Annotated in this window: 15 protein-coding genes; 7 read left to right on the top strand and 8 right to left on the bottom strand. The window is 44.5% G+C overall.

Annotation, left to right across the window (positions count from 1 at the left end; translation table 11 throughout):
• The gene (locus tag L3V32_RS02960) at window positions 1–390 is read right to left on the bottom strand and encodes a DUF2750 domain-containing protein (protein WP_012841946.1); all 390 of its coding nucleotides are present in this window, start codon (window positions 388–390) and stop codon (window positions 1–3) included.
• A 68-nt stretch (window positions 391–458) separates the two neighbouring features.
• The gene (locus L3V32_RS02955) at window positions 459–1,364 is read right to left on the bottom strand and encodes a manganese-dependent inorganic pyrophosphatase (RefSeq protein WP_005393312.1); all 906 of its coding nucleotides are present in this window, start codon (window positions 1,362–1,364) and stop codon (window positions 459–461) included.
• 186 nt (window positions 1,365–1,550) lie between these two features.
• Here L3V32_RS02955 and L3V32_RS02950 point away from each other — a divergent pair, with 186 nt between their 5' ends.
• On the top strand, window positions 1,551–2,765 hold the full coding sequence (locus tag L3V32_RS02950) for a putative manganese transporter (RefSeq protein WP_237283776.1): 1,215 nt from the start codon (window positions 1,551–1,553) through the stop codon (window positions 2,763–2,765).
• A 77-nt stretch (window positions 2,766–2,842) separates the two neighbouring features.
• Here L3V32_RS02950 and L3V32_RS02945 read toward each other — a convergent pair whose 3' ends face one another.
• From L3V32_RS02945 to torE, 4 genes are all read right to left on the bottom strand, one after another.
• Window positions 2,843–4,582: a glycoside hydrolase family 36 protein gene (locus L3V32_RS02945; RefSeq protein ID WP_139059502.1), complete on the bottom strand. Its 1,740-nt coding sequence runs from the start codon at window positions 4,580–4,582 to the stop codon at window positions 2,843–2,845.
• 199 nt (window positions 4,583–4,781) lie between these two features.
• On the bottom strand, window positions 4,782–7,244 hold the full coding sequence (gene torA / locus L3V32_RS02940; protein WP_237283775.1) for a trimethylamine-N-oxide reductase TorA: 2,463 nt from the start codon (window positions 7,242–7,244) through the stop codon (window positions 4,782–4,784).
• A 25-nt stretch (window positions 7,245–7,269) separates the two neighbouring features.
• Window positions 7,270–8,454 carry a pentaheme c-type cytochrome TorC gene (gene torC / locus L3V32_RS02935; RefSeq protein WP_031780338.1) on the bottom strand — a complete coding sequence of 395 codons (1,185 nt, stop codon included), beginning with the start codon at window positions 8,452–8,454 and terminating at the stop codon, window positions 7,270–7,272.
• A gap of 50 nt (window positions 8,455–8,504) precedes the next feature.
• Window positions 8,505–8,684, bottom strand: a complete 180-nt coding sequence (gene torE, locus L3V32_RS02930) for a trimethylamine N-oxide reductase system protein TorE (RefSeq protein ID WP_005378141.1) — start codon at window positions 8,682–8,684, stop codon at window positions 8,505–8,507.
• A 462-nt stretch (window positions 8,685–9,146) separates the two neighbouring features.
• Between torE and L3V32_RS02925 the strand changes: the two genes are divergently transcribed.
• Both L3V32_RS02925 and L3V32_RS26065 read left to right on the top strand, forming a co-directional pair.
• On the top strand, window positions 9,147–9,959 hold the full coding sequence (locus L3V32_RS02925) for an ABC transporter permease (RefSeq protein ID WP_065645351.1): 813 nt from the start codon (window positions 9,147–9,149) through the stop codon (window positions 9,957–9,959).
• Between the two features lie 366 nt (window positions 9,960–10,325).
• The gene (locus L3V32_RS26065; protein ID WP_254903806.1) at window positions 10,326–10,451 is read left to right on the top strand and encodes a hypothetical protein; all 126 of its coding nucleotides are present in this window, start codon (window positions 10,326–10,328) and stop codon (window positions 10,449–10,451) included.
• 83 nt (window positions 10,452–10,534) lie between these two features.
• Here L3V32_RS26065 and focA read toward each other — a convergent pair whose 3' ends face one another.
• The gene (gene focA / locus L3V32_RS02920) at window positions 10,535–11,395 is read right to left on the bottom strand and encodes a formate transporter FocA (RefSeq protein WP_104971510.1); all 861 of its coding nucleotides are present in this window, start codon (window positions 11,393–11,395) and stop codon (window positions 10,535–10,537) included.
• 299 nt (window positions 11,396–11,694) lie between these two features.
• On the opposite strand from focA, the gene L3V32_RS02915 reads away from it, so the two are divergent.
• Entirely contained in the window at window positions 11,695–11,928 is a 234-nt protein-coding gene (locus tag L3V32_RS02915) for a TIGR02647 family protein (RefSeq protein WP_005378148.1), read from the top strand.
• Between the two features lie 37 nt (window positions 11,929–11,965).
• Here L3V32_RS02915 and L3V32_RS02910 read toward each other — a convergent pair whose 3' ends face one another.
• Entirely contained in the window at window positions 11,966–12,424 is a 459-nt protein-coding gene (locus L3V32_RS02910) for a PACE efflux transporter (RefSeq protein ID WP_005390910.1), read from the bottom strand.
• An 89-nt stretch (window positions 12,425–12,513) separates the two neighbouring features.
• Here L3V32_RS02910 and L3V32_RS02905 point away from each other — a divergent pair, with 89 nt between their 5' ends.
• From L3V32_RS02905 to L3V32_RS02895, 3 genes are read left to right on the top strand one after another with little or no spacing between them, the layout of a single operon-like run.
• The gene (locus L3V32_RS02905) at window positions 12,514–13,392 is read left to right on the top strand and encodes a LysR family transcriptional regulator (RefSeq protein ID WP_005390908.1); all 879 of its coding nucleotides are present in this window, start codon (window positions 12,514–12,516) and stop codon (window positions 13,390–13,392) included.
• A gap of 26 nt (window positions 13,393–13,418) precedes the next feature.
• Complete coding sequence (locus L3V32_RS02900) at window positions 13,419–14,246, top strand: NAD-dependent epimerase/dehydratase family protein (RefSeq protein ID WP_237283774.1); 828 nt, start codon at window positions 13,419–13,421, stop codon at window positions 14,244–14,246.
• Window positions 14,243–14,881, top strand: a complete 639-nt coding sequence (locus L3V32_RS02895; protein WP_237283773.1) for a YdcF family protein — start codon at window positions 14,243–14,245, stop codon at window positions 14,879–14,881. The genes L3V32_RS02900 and L3V32_RS02895 overlap by 4 nt, the downstream gene beginning before the upstream one ends.
• Window positions 14,882–14,903 lie beyond the last annotated feature (22 nt).

Raw genomic sequence — 14,903 nt, 5'->3', positions numbered from 1 at the left:
TTAGCGGCGGCTCGCTTGTTTGCGCAGTTCGAAATCAAACTCATCAGGAAACAAAACCACCCCTTCTTCATTTTGATTTGGGAATACAACAACAGATAATTCGTCATCTTCTAGACCAGATGTCCAACGACTGTGCCACTTATTTAGAGAGATCGCTTCTGGCTCGCAATCTTCCCAATCACCATTAGCCCATTGCAAAGCAAACTCTTCGTTTGGCCATACTGGTACACAATCATCATCTTCTGTATTTAACATGACACAGCCATGTTCATCTTTCAGAATCCAAACTTTACGATTCGCCACAATCTCTTTTACGCAGTACTTTAAACGTTGCTCTTCGTTGTAACGATTGATGGTATCCATCTGCTCTTGGGTCAGTTGCTCAGACATATTCGTCTCCTATTTCCCATAGAAAAATGCCCGCAGCTAGGCGGGCATTTAAAGTATATGCTAGAAAATTAAGCTAGCTCAGTTTGAAGCCAAGGCCAACCTTGCTTCTTACGGCTTAGCGTGTTTTCCATCATTAGCATGCCGTCTTTTTCGTGCTTAACAAGCTTCTCAGCCCACTCACCTTTGTATAGAAGACGAGTTTGAGCAGTCGTGATGTCTGTTAGCATTACAGCAGCAAATGCAAGGTTGTCTTTTTCGCAACGCGCTTCTAGATCCGCTTCTAGTGCTTCGATCATACCGTCAACTTGCTCTAGTGTTGCAAGCTCAACCTGACCTACTACTACGTCACGACCGTTGAATGGGTAACCTTTAAGGTCTTTCTCAACAAGCTCAGCCGCAGATAGACCTTCGATGTTTGTCTTAGCAATTAGAAGATCTTTAGTGAATGCGTCAACATCTTGTACGTCTGCGATTACCGCTAGCTCAGCAACGGCATCTTTGTCTTTTTGTGTACAAGTTGGAGAAGCGAAGCCTACTGTGTCAGATAGAATTGCTGACATCATTAGCTTAGCGATTTGTGGAGTAATCGCGTGACCTTCAATCTTGAACATGTTGAATAGAACAGTGTTGGTACAACCAACAGGCCAGATCCATGCTTCCATTGGGTTTACTGTCATCACGTCACCTAGGCGGTGGTGGTCAACAATACCCGCAATTTCAGCTTCTGCGATATCGTCTGGTGCTTGTGCTAGATCTGAGTAATCTACTAGCCAAACGGTCTCACCCGCAACTGATGTGCGAAGCTCAGGAACTTCAGCGCCAGCAACTTCTAGGATGTGCTGAGTTTCACGGTTGATTTCGCCTTGGCGAATTGGCATAGCTTCAACGCCACGCGCTTTTAGAAGTTCAGTTGCAACGAGTGCACTACAAATACTGTCACTGTCTGGGTTCTTATGACCTACAACTAGAATCATGTTTCTTCCTATTCAAGTCAATTTTATACGCCGCCTAATACAGTTAATTAGGGCGTGTTTGCTCACAAAGGCCGATACTTTACCTGATTTCAGAGAGTTTGACACGAAGAAAAGTTCACAATGCTATTGCGAATAAATCTCATTTACATATAATGATAATTATTCCTATTTGCATTTGAGTAAACGATGAACGCGACCCAATTTTTACACTCTGCACAACAGTTGTTTCAGCCTACTCAGTTTCGTTTAGCTTATAAGCGATTGCTGATCCCTATCGTCATGCTCATTTTGCTAGGCAATGAAAATACACGTGACGTTGCCGTACAGACGCTATCCGACTCATTCTGGGCGGTGTCATGCTATGTTGCCGCCACCTTGGCAATTTATCATTATCTTTCAAACTTTATGTCGAAAACCAATCGAATTACCGAGCTTTACCACCGCTCGCGTAATCATCAGGTTTTCTTTGCTTCTTTATTGGGCGCTTTGCCTGGCTGTGGTGGCGCTATTGTTGTGACAACGCAATTTATTAGTGGCCGAGTAGGATTTGGTGCGATTGTCGCGGTACTTACTTCAACAATGGGTGACGCTGCCTTTTTGCTTCTCGCCGCCAAACCTAGTGTTGGTGTAGGCGTGGTTGGATTGGGCATTATCGTGGGTACTCTTTCAGGGTTGGTCGTTAATGCTTTTCATGCTGATAACTTTCTGCGCCCAGAACCAAAAGAAGCGCCTCAGACACATGCTTGTTGCCAACACCAGACAGACCGTCACACGCCACTTGAACAACGTGCAATCAATCTACAAGGCGCGTTTTGGAAATGGCTTATTGTGCCTGCCAGCGTCGTTGCTGTGTTAATGTCTTTCCAAATCGATATTAATCAGCTGTTGTCTTTGCAGGCCAATACCATTGAATGGCTGGGCGCTATCTTCGCGGTGATCACAATGTCGTTGTGGGCGATGACAAAAGAGCTCGGCGATTATCAGTCAACGGTCTCTGAAGATGAAAAAATCGTGGACTCACACCCGATTCAAAAAGCAGCCCAAGATACGAATTTCGTCAGTGCTTGGGTGATCGTGGCGTTTCTGGCGTTTGAACTGACGACCTATTTTTCTGGAATCGACCTCGTAGAAACCTTTTCTCATTGGGGGATATGGATGCCATTAGCTGGCTTAGCCATTGGTATGCTACCTGGTTGTGGTCCGCAAATTCTAGTCACCAGCCTTTACATCTCTGGTGCAGCGCCACTTTCGGCGCAGTTGGCAAATGCGATTTCCAATGATGGTGACGCCCTATTCCCCGCCATTGCTATGGCACCGAAAGCCGCTTTGGTCGCGACTATTTATTCGTCCATTCCTGCTTTTATTGTTGGATACGGGTATTACTTTTTATTCGAGTTCTAACGCTCAGGACGTCAAAATAAGAAAGGAGCCACAGTAGGCCCCTTTCTTGTTTTTATAATCGAACGATTTGCTGCACGTTATGCCGTGACGATCGCTTTCGCATTTAACCCTTTATCCACGCTCACCATTAATAACTGACAAGGTTCTTGGTTTAGCTTTTCTCCTGTCCAGTAATCATACCAATCCATCGGTTGATCAGACGTCAGCGTAAATTCCATCGCACCGTAGCTGGCATAGTTAAACAAGCAGTGAAGGTCATTCTTCGTCGTTAGTTTTAAAAACGCATGATTTAAACTCAAAGCCGTGAACTTTGCTGACTCTTGGTTACGTTGTTGACGTAGCATGAGCTTAGCCAATGTCTTCTTTGCAAATGGCGTAATCTCAGGGAGCGGATCGCCAGACAGCAGCAAACCACCACACGCCAATAACACCGTGCGATGAAATTCATACTCTTCTCTGGATGCGGCTTGATTAGCTAATGACGTGAATGTCGCGCAATCCGGATCAATTTGCCACAGTTTTCGATGCTGCCAACTACGATAAAAGGTTTCTTTGGCTATCTGCTCGAAACGACGACTATGGCGTTCTACGTCATCAGAAACACGCATTGCATCCACAAGCCCTAGAGATGGCCACATTGGCGCGTTGCAACCTAAAAGCCACGCATCACCAGCGCCTTTAGCAATCGCTTCCATTCCTAAGCGATACGCCTCAACGCCTGTAATACCAGATTGTTTACGCACACCTTTCAAGGTGCCCCAATAGTTCGCGTCTAGCTTGAACAATTCAACGCCCCACTCTTGTCTCATGACAGAGACCACATTCGTCAGATGGTCTTGCACTTCTGGGTTTGAGGTATCGAGTATGTACCAAGGCGTGCAGCGCCAACCACCGTATGTGACATCTTCTGCTTTAAGTAAGCTTCCATCTTTGTGACGAACAAACCACTCTGGGTGTTGTTTGAAGATCTCCGACTCAGGTTGAGCAATAAAGGGTGCCATCCAAATCGCCGGCTTTTTGCCTTTTGCACGGATACTATGAATGAGCTCTTTCACACCACCAGAAAACTTATCCGATGGGATTAACCAATCGCCCATAAAGGCTTGATAGCCATCATCCAGAAGTACCCACTCTAGGTCTTCAAGCTTATCTTGCATGCAATCAACGTTCTGCATGATGTTTTGCTCTGTCACGTCTGCGTAGTAGGCATACCACGAACACCAACCGACAGGCGCATCTTGTGTCACACCTTGGCGAACAGGATGATGCTCTGCAATCATCTCTCCATAGATTTGATAAAGCTCAGACAGAGATTGGCCGCAGAGTACCGCCACGGATTCAAGTTGATTACTTTCCCAATCCGCCACTTGAGTAAACTCACCATCAATCGCGGCCGATAAAACCCAATGTCCATCACGCAGTACAACATCAAAATAGCCCGCAAAGCGATGACATGATGTGAAGCCAAACAAGGTATAGCCAGCCGAGCCTTCCACCACTAAATAGTTGTAGTAACGCTTAGGGGCATCTTTGGGATAGATTCGATAAGAAGGGTTGTTGTCTGGACAGCGACCAATATCAACGGGATGGCTAACCGTTCCCGCTGTTTGCGCTAGCATTTGGAAGCCATCACCAATCACGTTGGCCTCGTGCTCGTATAAAAACGGCATCTCGAACAACACTTCACGGTCGGTAAACGTTTTATTGTGAAGCCCAGCAAAAGAAAAATGTAATTGATTACCCTCAACTTCAACTTGGAGGTCGTTGTTATTCACAGTGATCTCAATGTGATTTGCCAATTGAATGCTCTGAGCCATAAAGAGTCTACTCACTTAATTATTATTGTTTAGCTTGGTTCATTATCCCCTGCTTGTCCCACCCAATTCGTTATCGACGTCACGAATCCTACTGTCGTTTAGCATCACAAATTTATTATTGAGATAACGCTCACTGAAATTTTGGTTAAAAAAATACCAGCCCGAAGGCTGGTATTTCGATTGATGTGAATTGCATTAATTAAGCAACTTCGATTGGACCACCGAATGAAGTCACTGGCGGTACTTTGCCGGTGAACTTCTCGAAGTCTACGATACATGTGTTCGCAGAAGTCGCCTGCGCAAGTTCAGAAGAGCCAATGTCTTGCGTTAGCGTGTTAGGGTCACCGTAAGTACAGATTGCGCCCTCTTTCTCGTTTAGAGGACCGTACCATGCACCTTCTTCGATACGAATAACGCCACGTGGGTAGCTGTCAGTAAGAACAGCACCAGCTAATAGCTGACCACGACCGTTGAATACGCACACTAAGTCACCGTCTTTGATGCCTTTCGCTTTCGCATCCGCTGGGTTGATGTAAACAGGCTCACGACCTTGCACCGCGTAAGTTGCACGGAACTCTTCAGATTCACACATTTGAGAGTGCAGACGCTTGTCTGGGTGACAAGACTGCAACCAGAATGGGTATTTATCTGAACCAGGGCCACCGTGTGAACGCTCTGATTTTTCGAACCACATTGGGTGTTCTTGACAGTGTTCGTAGCCGTAACGGCCGATCTTACGAGACGTGATCTCGATGAAACCAGACGGCGTACCTAGTGGGTTAAGCTCAGGGTCTTTACGGAAGTCCGCATGACGAACCCAAGGTTTACCTTCACCGAAGTCTAGTACGCTCTTCTCCCAGAACTCGTTGAATTCTGGCATTTCAAACTTACCTTCGTTCGCTTTTTTACAATCGTTGTAAAGGCTTTCGATCCATTCCATCTCGCTCATACCACGAGTGTATTCTTCGCGGCGACCAAAACGCTGAGTTAGTTCACTCATGATTTGGAAGTCAGGCTTAGATTGGAACAATGGATCGACGAGACGATGCATTGCAATCAGACCTTTGTTCGAGTATGAACCGTATACGTCGATGTCGTTACGTTCCCATTGCGTACACGCAGGTAGAACGATATCCGAGAAACGACATGTTGCAGTCCAAGCAAACTCGATCGTTACAACCGTTTGAAGTTTGCGGAACGCTTTCTTCATGCGGTTACGATCTTGATGGTGGTGCCATGGGTTACAACCCGAGATCACCATCATCTTGAAGTCTGGCAGTTTCACTTTACCGCCGTTGTAGTTGATCTCTTTGCCTGGCTCAAGCAGACAGTCGATCCAACGTGCAACTGGGATAGTACGGCTGTAACCGTTAAAGTCGTTGTTGTCCCACTTCGGCTTCATACCTTGGTCAAGGTTACGAGGGAAACCACCAGGGCCCGCGAAACCAGTAGAAGGCACACCGATACTTGAGTAGTGGTGACCGTAAGAGATGCCACCGCCAGGTAGACCGATTTGACCAACCATTGCAGCAACCACAGCCGCCGCCCAGTATGGTTGCTCACCGTGCTCTTGACGCTGGATACACCAACCCATTAGGATCTGTGTACGGCCACTTACTAGCATACGCGCGAATTCGCGAATCTTGTCCGCTTTCACGCCACAGATAGCCGCAGCCCACTCTGGTGTTTTCTCTACTTTGTCTTTTGTCTTACCTTGAACGTATTGAATAAACTCTTCAAAGCCTAGACAGTAAGTATCAATGAACTTCTTATCGTACAAGTCTTCGTTGTACAGCACGTGCGCCACAGCAAGCATGAACGCTACGTCTGTCAGCGGGTTAATGTACAAGTGATCGTTCTCTAAGTAGCGCTGAGTCTTGTTCTTCACTGGATCTACAGATAGAACGTTGATCTCACCTTTCGCTACTTTTTCTTTTAGTTGTGCTAGGTACTTGAACGACTCATGCGTTTCACAGTTCCAACCTACTTGAAGGTTTTTCACTGGGTCGTTAGCCCAAAGAACGATGTTGTCAGAGTTCTCTAGGATTTCAGACCAAGACGTACCTTGTGCGTAAACTTCGGTTGAACCAAGTACGTAAGGCATGATGGTTTGACCTGCACCCGTCGAGTAGTCACCTACTTTCGTGATGAAGTTGCCGTGCATACCTACTGCACGTTGCATGTGCGCGGTACAGTTGTTGAATGAACCTGTTTGGTTCCAACCCGTTTGACCTGCGTGTAGCGCCCATGGACCGTAGTCTTTTTGAATACGTTCTAGTTCGCGGTAGAACAAATCTAGCGCTTCATCCCAAGTCACGCGGATGAAACGGTTGTTACCGCGGGTATCCGCGCTGTATTTATGTTTCTTCAACCAATCTAGACGAACCATTGGGTAACGAACACGTGAAGGGCTGTAGATAATACCCTTGATGCCGTTCAACATTTCAGTTGGGTTTTTGTCTAGCTCTAGCGGTTTGATCTCTTGAACTTTACCCGCATAGATGTGGGCGCGGAACGCGCCCCAGTGAGAACCTGTTACTTTCCAAGTACCTGTCGTCTCAACAGCATTGGCAGAGGCTGACGCCAATAAGCTAGGACCAATAACTGACGCTGCACTTGTGGTTGCTACACCTTTAAGAAAACTTCTTCGTGTAATAGCCATTTAAATTACTCCAATCCGACGCTTATTAGTGGTGACCTTCAGCATAATCTGAAGAGTGTTTCTGTAGATACTTCAAGATCAGGGCTTCACTGTCTGTATCTAGGTTAACGAACGCCAACATACCGTCGAACATACCTGGCCAGGTGTTCGCGTCGAAGTGCGCTTCCGCAGGTTGCGTGTGACATACTGAACAGTTGGTTTTGTACGCTTCACGAGATTTTTCCCAAACAGGATTGATGTCGTTCAGCATAGACTCTTTCTTAAGCCATACTTTCGCTGCAACTTTTTCCCATGGAAGACCCGTTAGCTCATCCACTTTTTTCTCACCAGTCGTCACAATGTTGCTGTCTGTCGCTGCTTCTTTCATCAGAGACGCAGTCGCAATGTTCTTACCGAAGTCTTCTTGAATTACGCGACCAAAACCTTTCGCTTTACGCCAGCCATCGATTTCGATTTCAACAAACTCGCCTTTGTCTTCAAGAACTTTAACGGTCGATGCTGGATTAAGAAGACCGGCTTCTTTAGTGCCTTGTGCATCAAAGTAAATTGGTAGGTGACGAACACTCACTAGTTGCTGACCTACAGAGTAATCTGTATTTGAAGTCATACCTTCTAGGTCACCCACGATACCGCCGATGCTGTCCATACCTGCTGGCAGGTTATGCGCGATACCTTTATGACAGTCAACACAGCTTTGATCTTTCTCTGCTGCTTGCTTCATTTGGATACGAGCGGTTGGAGACATTTGCTCGAAATCCATCGATTCGTAGTTGTGACAGTTCTTACACTCTAAAGATTTGTTTGCCGAGAAACGATCCCATTCGTGTTTCGCAAGTTCGATACGACGCTCTTCGAACACACCCGGTTCGTCGTAGTTGCCAAATACTTGTGCAAATACCTCTTTAGACGCCTGCATTTTACGAGCAATTTTGTCTGTCCAGTTATGAGGAACGTGACAGTCAGGGCAAGTAGCACGAACGCCTGAATGGTTTTTCCAGTGAACCGTTTCTTGCAGCTCAACGTACACGTTGTCACGCATTGTGTGACAACTAATACAGAATTCTTCTGTGTTGGTTGCTTCTAGAGCGGTGTTAAAGCCACCCCAAAAGATAACACCAGCAATGAAGCCGCCCATAGTCAGCACACCTAGGCTGATATGTACAGCTGGGCGCGTCATGGTACGCCACAGTTTAATGATTAATGATTTCATTATTTGCTCTCTTAAAATCTTTTCAAAAGTGTGGTTATGAGCTCACAGGCTTACATGCCGTGCGCGCCTGGAGGTCCAAAGAAGAACACTTGCAACATCCAAACGATGAACCCGTAACCGCCGACAAAAGCCACACTCAGAATTGGGAAGAGAACAACTGCAATGAAGAGGAACGACTTCCACTCCAGGGAGCGTTTTTCACCACTCTCAATTTTATTAACATCACTCATACATTTGCCTATTTTGTATCTAGTGTTATTGAAAAGCCCGCGTAACCAAGCTTAAGTTTTTTACAATCTCTAATGGAAAATGTTAGACCATACTAATAGTAAGGTTCAATCAAATAAGAGCTCTCAGGCCTTGTAATTCAACACTTTTTTGAGCTCATCCAGAGATGTGATTGATTGATGTTATTTATTAAAAAACATGAACAGATGTGACAAAATAAGTCTTTTAACCAATTGTTAAAAAGACAACATTTACCAAACATAAGTTACATTTGGATAGTAATTAACGGGTCATAAATTGGCTTAAAAACCCGTCAAAAGATAATCAATTGTGAATAAAATGATGCGAAATAATGACAAGAATAGCGCTAAAGGTTTACGTTGAGAACATCAAAAAATGCACATTGATGTTCATATAAAGGAGGAGCTTAGTTACAATTATTCGCGGATTTTCGAGGAGCGATTATGGATAGCGTGGTGGATATAAGTTGGACCAAACTGGCATTGTTTGGTCTGATTTTGTTGGTTCCCTTCTTTATTAATGCCCGCTACAAATTAGGGATTGCGAAAGACACAATAATTAGTGTTATTCGTATGACACTTCAGCTCATATTGATTGGCGTGTATTTAGAATATCTTTTTCAATTAAACAGCTTACTTGTCAATATACTTTGGCTTGCCATCATGTTACTGATTGGCGCAAGCTCAATTGCAGGAAAAGCTCGCCTGCCTAAAAAGCCACTTATGCTTCCTCTTCTTACAGGCTTAACCTGTGGTCTAATTCCACTTCTTATAGCGATTACCGCAGGCCTAGTGCAGCCATCCCCTATTTACAACGCCCAGTACATGATCCCACTTGCGGGCATGCTATTGGGTAACAGCTTAAGTAGTAACATCATCGCACTGCAGAATTTATTTACGGCTTTTGAACAGAGACAATCAGAATACGAGGCTGCTATCTCACTTGGTGCCTCTCCTCGTTATGCATCATTCCCCTTCATTCAAGAGGCCCTTAGAAAGTCACTTGCTCCAACTTTAGCCTCTATGGCCACTACAGGGCTGGTTACCTTGCCAGGCATGATGACTGGTCAAATTCTAGGTGGCGCAAGCCCGATGGTTGCGATTAAATATCAGTTGGTGATTATGCTGGCTATTTTCGTCATGTTGAGTACCTCCGTCGCTATTACGCTGGAGATGACACTGAGCTGGGTACAAACGAAAGAAGGCCGGATCAAAATAAAAATCCAACAACCAGAACCTACCAAAACTCATAGATAGTTTAAGCGTGTGAACAAAGCCAGTGAAAGGGCTTGTATTATCAAGTCAAACGCACTTTTAACTGAATAACTCATCCATTTTTTAAACATTCATCAAGACGCTTTCTGGAGAAAAGTCAGACAGAATTCTCTCGAGTATAAGCCTCTAATTTTATGAAATTTTCTTTGCAAGTTTAGATACGCACGGCCTTTGAGACAGGTTATCCACAGAAAATGTGGATAAACACCCTAAACCCATACGCAACTAGAAACATAGCAGCATAAGTGATCAATCTAATCGTCATGCTTTGATCACTTGCCTGACATATTCTAATTTTAGAGTAAAGATAGTGACCACAAACTTGGAGAGACGTACATGGATGTCTTAATGATCAAAGAAAATTACGATGAACTCCTATCCGATGCACCTCTGGACTGGCTCGTTCAAGAACCAAAGGAAGTGACTTCTCATTGGCTCCCAACCGATTTTGGCATCAATGAAGAACTGATTTAACTCACTCGATTTGTGTGAAACTTATCGACATGAATAAAAGAAAGACGAACCATTTGGCTCGCCTTTCTTTTATTCTTTTAGATTTATCGTAAATGCTTGTCTTCATCACGTAGATAAATCATCCAATACCACATACCAACGAATACACCGCCACCAATGATGTTCCCTATCGTTACAGGGATAAGGTTATTTACGATGAACCCCATCATGTTTAAGTCCGCATAGTTTGCAATTTCCGCCCCTGTCATTTGCCAAAATGCTTCCGGTGCAAAATATTTGATTCCAATCGCCATGGGTACTTGGAACATGTTCGCAATACAGTGCTCGAAACCTGCCGACACGAACATAGCTACTGGCAGAATCATGACCGCTATTTTGTCAGTTAATGTACGTCCACTAAACGTCATCCAAACAGCAATACACACCAGCACGTTACACATGATGCCAAGCGCAACAGCAGCAAAGAAACCATGGTGCAATTTGTGTTGAGAGATCGCCATCGCGTTGAGGCCAACTTGGCCGTGATCAAACATATACTGCTTGGTGACCAACATGCATGCTACCAACAAAAGAGCACCAACCATGTTGCCGAAATAAACCACAAACCAGTTTTTGATGAGCGCTTGCCACGAGATCTTTCCACTCGCTCGCGCTACCAATGTTAATACTGAGCTAGTGAAAAGCTCACCACCTGTAACGACAACAAGAATCAAACCAAGGCTGAAGGCTAGGCCACCGATTAGCCTGGTAATACCCCATGGAAGGTCGCCTGCACCGGTTGTCACCGTGGTGTAAAAGATGAACGCAATACCAATATGAAGTCCGGCAGAAATTGCCAATAAAAAAGATTTGATCGGTGCTTTAGTTGCTTTACCTACCCCCACTTCAGCCGCGCGTTCCGCAGCCTGAGGCGGTAATAGTGAGTCAAACTGATTGAAGTTCATTGTGGTGTAACATTTAGAAACAATTAAAGAGGCGCGGATAATCGCTCCATTTCCCTACTTTTTCAAGCGCTATTTGACATGTTTACTAAAAATGTTGTTATCGAGAGATCAACCGATAAAGGTCAACTATCATTCGCAATCGTAACTATCATTGATACTTAACAAGTATTCTGCCTTTCGAACAAAGATCCTGCGTTATATCAGCCTGATAGCGCCATACTTAACACTTCTTATCGTTTAATGTTGCTCAACTCTTCTTTTCAGACTAGCTTGGTAAAAAAAGCGTAAAGGAATCATTTATGAAATATTCAGCTGAACATATCGCCGAATTGAACCTACTTCTTCAGTTCGACCTAAGTAGTGCTGCAACTGGTATTAAAGTTCATACAGACGCGTCAGAAGAAATGCAGGCAGCCGTTGCTCGTCTATACGAGAAGCAACTTTGTACACAGCCTGATGGTGGTTATTTAACAGATGAAGGTATTGAAGTCGCAGAGCATGCGGATAAGATTTTAAGAGTCCTTTCTGTGTAATTTGAACAAAAACGCCACCGAATTCGGTGGCGTTTTTTTATTGGTCCCTGCATTTTGTTCCTGCCGAAACCTGCGGTGCTAATCGTTTTTTCATTTTGCTAAATGGCTGCACCTTGTCGTACAACCAATTAAAGCCTGTGGCATAAAATAGGAAGAACACTAGGAAGCCAGCTTCCAACACCAGAGCTTGGAGAAGCGTAATTTCTAAGAACCAAGCAATGACGGGTATAGAGATAAAGATCAACCCTCCCTCGAATCCAATTGTATGCCCAAAACGCATTGCTAAACTTCGCTCAGTTCGATTGCTGCCAAACCACTTATCAAAGTACAAGTTGTAGATGTAATTCCACACGACGGTATACATGCTCAACCCAATCCCAACTAACGCGAGATCACTCGATCCCTTTCCGGTGATCAATGAAGCCGCTGGCACAATGATCGCGAGTGCGATTAACTCAAAAAGTACTGCATGAAAAATTCGTTCGTTACGAGTCATATTTCTCTGTCCAAATAGTTCTACTCAATGCTTAGAATTTTATCTATTATTCAGATAACAAAAAGTTAGATACCATCGGCAAAAGCGATATGTTTACCATCGAACAACTGCAAGCTTTCATTGCTACATCAGAAACCGGATCGTTTTCAGGCGCGGCAAGAAAACTGGGGCGAGCTCAATCCGTAGTCAGCCAACACATCATAAATATGGAAGTCGACTGTGGTGTTGATCTATTTGATCGCTCTGGTCGATATCCGAAATTAACCGAGAGTGGCCTCGCGCTCATACCTTATGCACAAGCGGCAATCAGCCAACTAGACCGATTAAACAACAGAGCATCACAGCTTTTTTCAACACCAACTAATAAATTGGTTTTAGCCATTGATGAAGGGATTCCTCTGACTCGCTTGCCCGACGTGCTAAAAAATTTAGAGCAACGCTTTCCACATTTGCAAGTTGAATGCTTGACTGCTTCAAGTCCGGATATTATTGAATTGGTCAAATCGGAGCGCGCCACTACTGGGATTATTTTGAGTGACTTACAAATGCCGAGACATATCGATTTCACTAATCTTGGTAACATTGCGTTCGATGTCTATGTCTCTTCAACGCACGCTCTAGCACAGCAACGCGTCACTCACATTGATCAACTCAAACAACATCGTCAACTGGTCATACGCTCCAAAAACGCAGAGCCATGTGGTCTCAATCAAGCATTCAGCCCGGATATCTGGTACGCTGATAACTACTATATTTTGTTGGAATTAGCGAATAAAGGGTTTGGTTGGTGCTTTCTTCCAGAGCATTTAGTCGCGTATTCACCGAACACACTGAAAAGAGTTGGGGATGATTTCACAAAGCTGGCTTGGCAAGTCAATGTTGACCTTATTCAACATCAGAAATGGCATTCAGATCCCCTCCATCAACAAGCCAAAGCAGAGCTGCTCAATCTATTCGAGCAGACATAAATAAGTAAGTAAGTAGGAAGACCCAAATGGCAAATACATTGATCGTAGGTGCAGGCTGGCTCGGAACTCCGCTAGCAGAAACTTTGATGAAAGACGGACACCACGTTGTCGTTACTCGTCGTAACCAAGCTCGGTTAAACGAGTTACCCGCTTCATTAACTCACTCCGCATTATTCGATTTTAATCAACTTAACGCGACGAAACGGCTAGATGAGTTGCTTAAGCAACATCAAATTACTCACGTTGTCGGTGCTTTTCCCCCTGGTTTTCGTAAAGGACGCGGACAAGAATACGCCCAACAATGGCAAATGCTCGCAAACGCAGCAAAGCAAAACAACGTTGAAAAGCTCGTTATGATTAGCTCTACAACGGTGTATCCCAACCTAGCTTCTGATATGGAAGAAGCAGATGCGTCACTCTCTTTAGCAGCCGACAGCCCTTATTTCTCTGACAATGCACGTATTATGCTGCAAGCCGAGCAGCATGTTATCGACTCTAATATTAGCTTCGTCATTATGCGTTGTAGCGGGCTAATTGGGCCAGACAGGCACCCTTCTCGCTTTGCAATGAGACTAAAACAAGTCAGTCGTAAAGCGCCTGCTAATATGCTTCATCAAGATGATGCGGTATCGGCGGTCAAATTTGCTTTAGATAATTTAAGTAACCAAGTCATTAACGTGACCACACCGCATACCGTCAGCAAGGCGGAGTTCTACCAAGCCGCTATAAATAAGAGCGAAAGTGAGATACCTCTTCCCCCAGTCACAGAACAAACGGATAAGCGCATTCTCGCAGACAAACTACTCTCACTTGGCTATCAATTTCGTTTCAACTCAACTTTGGACGCGCTATGAAACTCTATCGACACATAGAAACACTTTGGGATTACATGCAACTCAAACATGAGCTGAAACCCGCAGACTGTTTGTTTGTGATGTGCAGTAACGATGTGCGTGTAGCAGAGCATGCAGCAAATCTGTACCACCAAAAGTTAGCGCCTTTGATTGTATTTTCAGGGGGAGAAGGTCGTTTTACCGATGGACTGTTTGAAAAAAACGAAGCGGAAACTTTTGCCGAAATTGCCAAGATGTCAGGCGTGCCCAGTGAAGCAATTTTGCTCGAAACTGAATCCACCAACAGTGGAGAAAACGTTCGCTTTACTGAGCAACGATTGAAAGAGGAAGGAAAAAATTGCTCATCGTTTATTCTGGTGCAAAAACCATTTATGGAACGCAGAGCTATAGCGACATTTGAAAAACAGTGGCAGTCACCCTACTCCCAGCTCCAAGTAAGCTCTACGGCTCATCCGTTTTTTGAATATATTAATGAAGACATGCCATTAATGATGGTACTAGAGGCACTAATGGAAGATTTCTCTCGCGTAAAAAGCTATCCAGAGAAAGGATTTCAAACCGAGCAAAACATCCCTCCGCAGGTAGAATCATCTTATCAGGTTTTACTAGAGAGATTTGGTTTTGACTTAGTCTAAGCCCTTTCTAGCAGACAACAAA

The organism is Vibrio sp. J2-4, from assembly GCF_021728155.1.
Taxonomy (GTDB): Bacteria; Pseudomonadota; Gammaproteobacteria; order Enterobacterales; family Vibrionaceae; genus Vibrio; species Vibrio diabolicus.
Note: the sequence above shows the minus strand (reverse complement) of the source record. Positions and strands in the feature narration are given on the sequence as shown.

Excerpts from the sequence above, each read along its gene's own strand:
- L3V32_RS26065 (WP_254903806.1), top strand. The coding sequence starts at position 10,326 with ATGATCAAAGAAAATTACGATGAACTCCTATCCGATGCACCTCTGGAC.
- torC (WP_031780338.1), bottom strand. The coding sequence starts at position 8,454 with ATGAAATCATTAATCATTAAACTGTGGCGTACCATGACGCGCCCAGCT.
- focA (WP_104971510.1), bottom strand. The coding sequence starts at position 11,395 with ATGAACTTCAATCAGTTTGACTCACTATTACCGCCTCAGGCTGCGGAA.
- L3V32_RS02950 (WP_237283776.1), top strand. The coding sequence starts at position 1,551 with ATGAACGCGACCCAATTTTTACACTCTGCACAACAGTTGTTTCAGCCT.
- L3V32_RS02905 (WP_005390908.1), top strand. The coding sequence starts at position 12,514 with ATGTTTACCATCGAACAACTGCAAGCTTTCATTGCTACATCAGAAACC.
- L3V32_RS02910 (WP_005390910.1), bottom strand. The coding sequence starts at position 12,424 with ATGACTCGTAACGAACGAATTTTTCATGCAGTACTTTTTGAGTTAATC.
- torE (WP_005378141.1), bottom strand. The coding sequence starts at position 8,684 with ATGAGTGATGTTAATAAAATTGAGAGTGGTGAAAAACGCTCCCTGGAG.
- L3V32_RS02895 (WP_237283773.1), top strand. The coding sequence starts at position 14,243 with ATGAAACTCTATCGACACATAGAAACACTTTGGGATTACATGCAACTC.
- torA (WP_237283775.1), bottom strand. The coding sequence starts at position 7,244 with ATGGCTATTACACGAAGAAGTTTTCTTAAAGGTGTAGCAACCACAAGT.
- L3V32_RS02900 (WP_237283774.1), top strand. The coding sequence starts at position 13,419 with ATGGCAAATACATTGATCGTAGGTGCAGGCTGGCTCGGAACTCCGCTA.
- L3V32_RS02945 (WP_139059502.1), bottom strand. The coding sequence starts at position 4,582 with ATGGCTCAGAGCATTCAATTGGCAAATCACATTGAGATCACTGTGAAT.
- L3V32_RS02955 (WP_005393312.1), bottom strand. The coding sequence starts at position 1,364 with ATGATTCTAGTTGTAGGTCATAAGAACCCAGACAGTGACAGTATTTGT.
- L3V32_RS02915 (WP_005378148.1), top strand. The coding sequence starts at position 11,695 with ATGAAATATTCAGCTGAACATATCGCCGAATTGAACCTACTTCTTCAG.
- L3V32_RS02960 (WP_012841946.1), bottom strand. The coding sequence starts at position 390 with ATGTCTGAGCAACTGACCCAAGAGCAGATGGATACCATCAATCGTTAC.
- L3V32_RS02925 (WP_065645351.1), top strand. The coding sequence starts at position 9,147 with ATGGATAGCGTGGTGGATATAAGTTGGACCAAACTGGCATTGTTTGGT.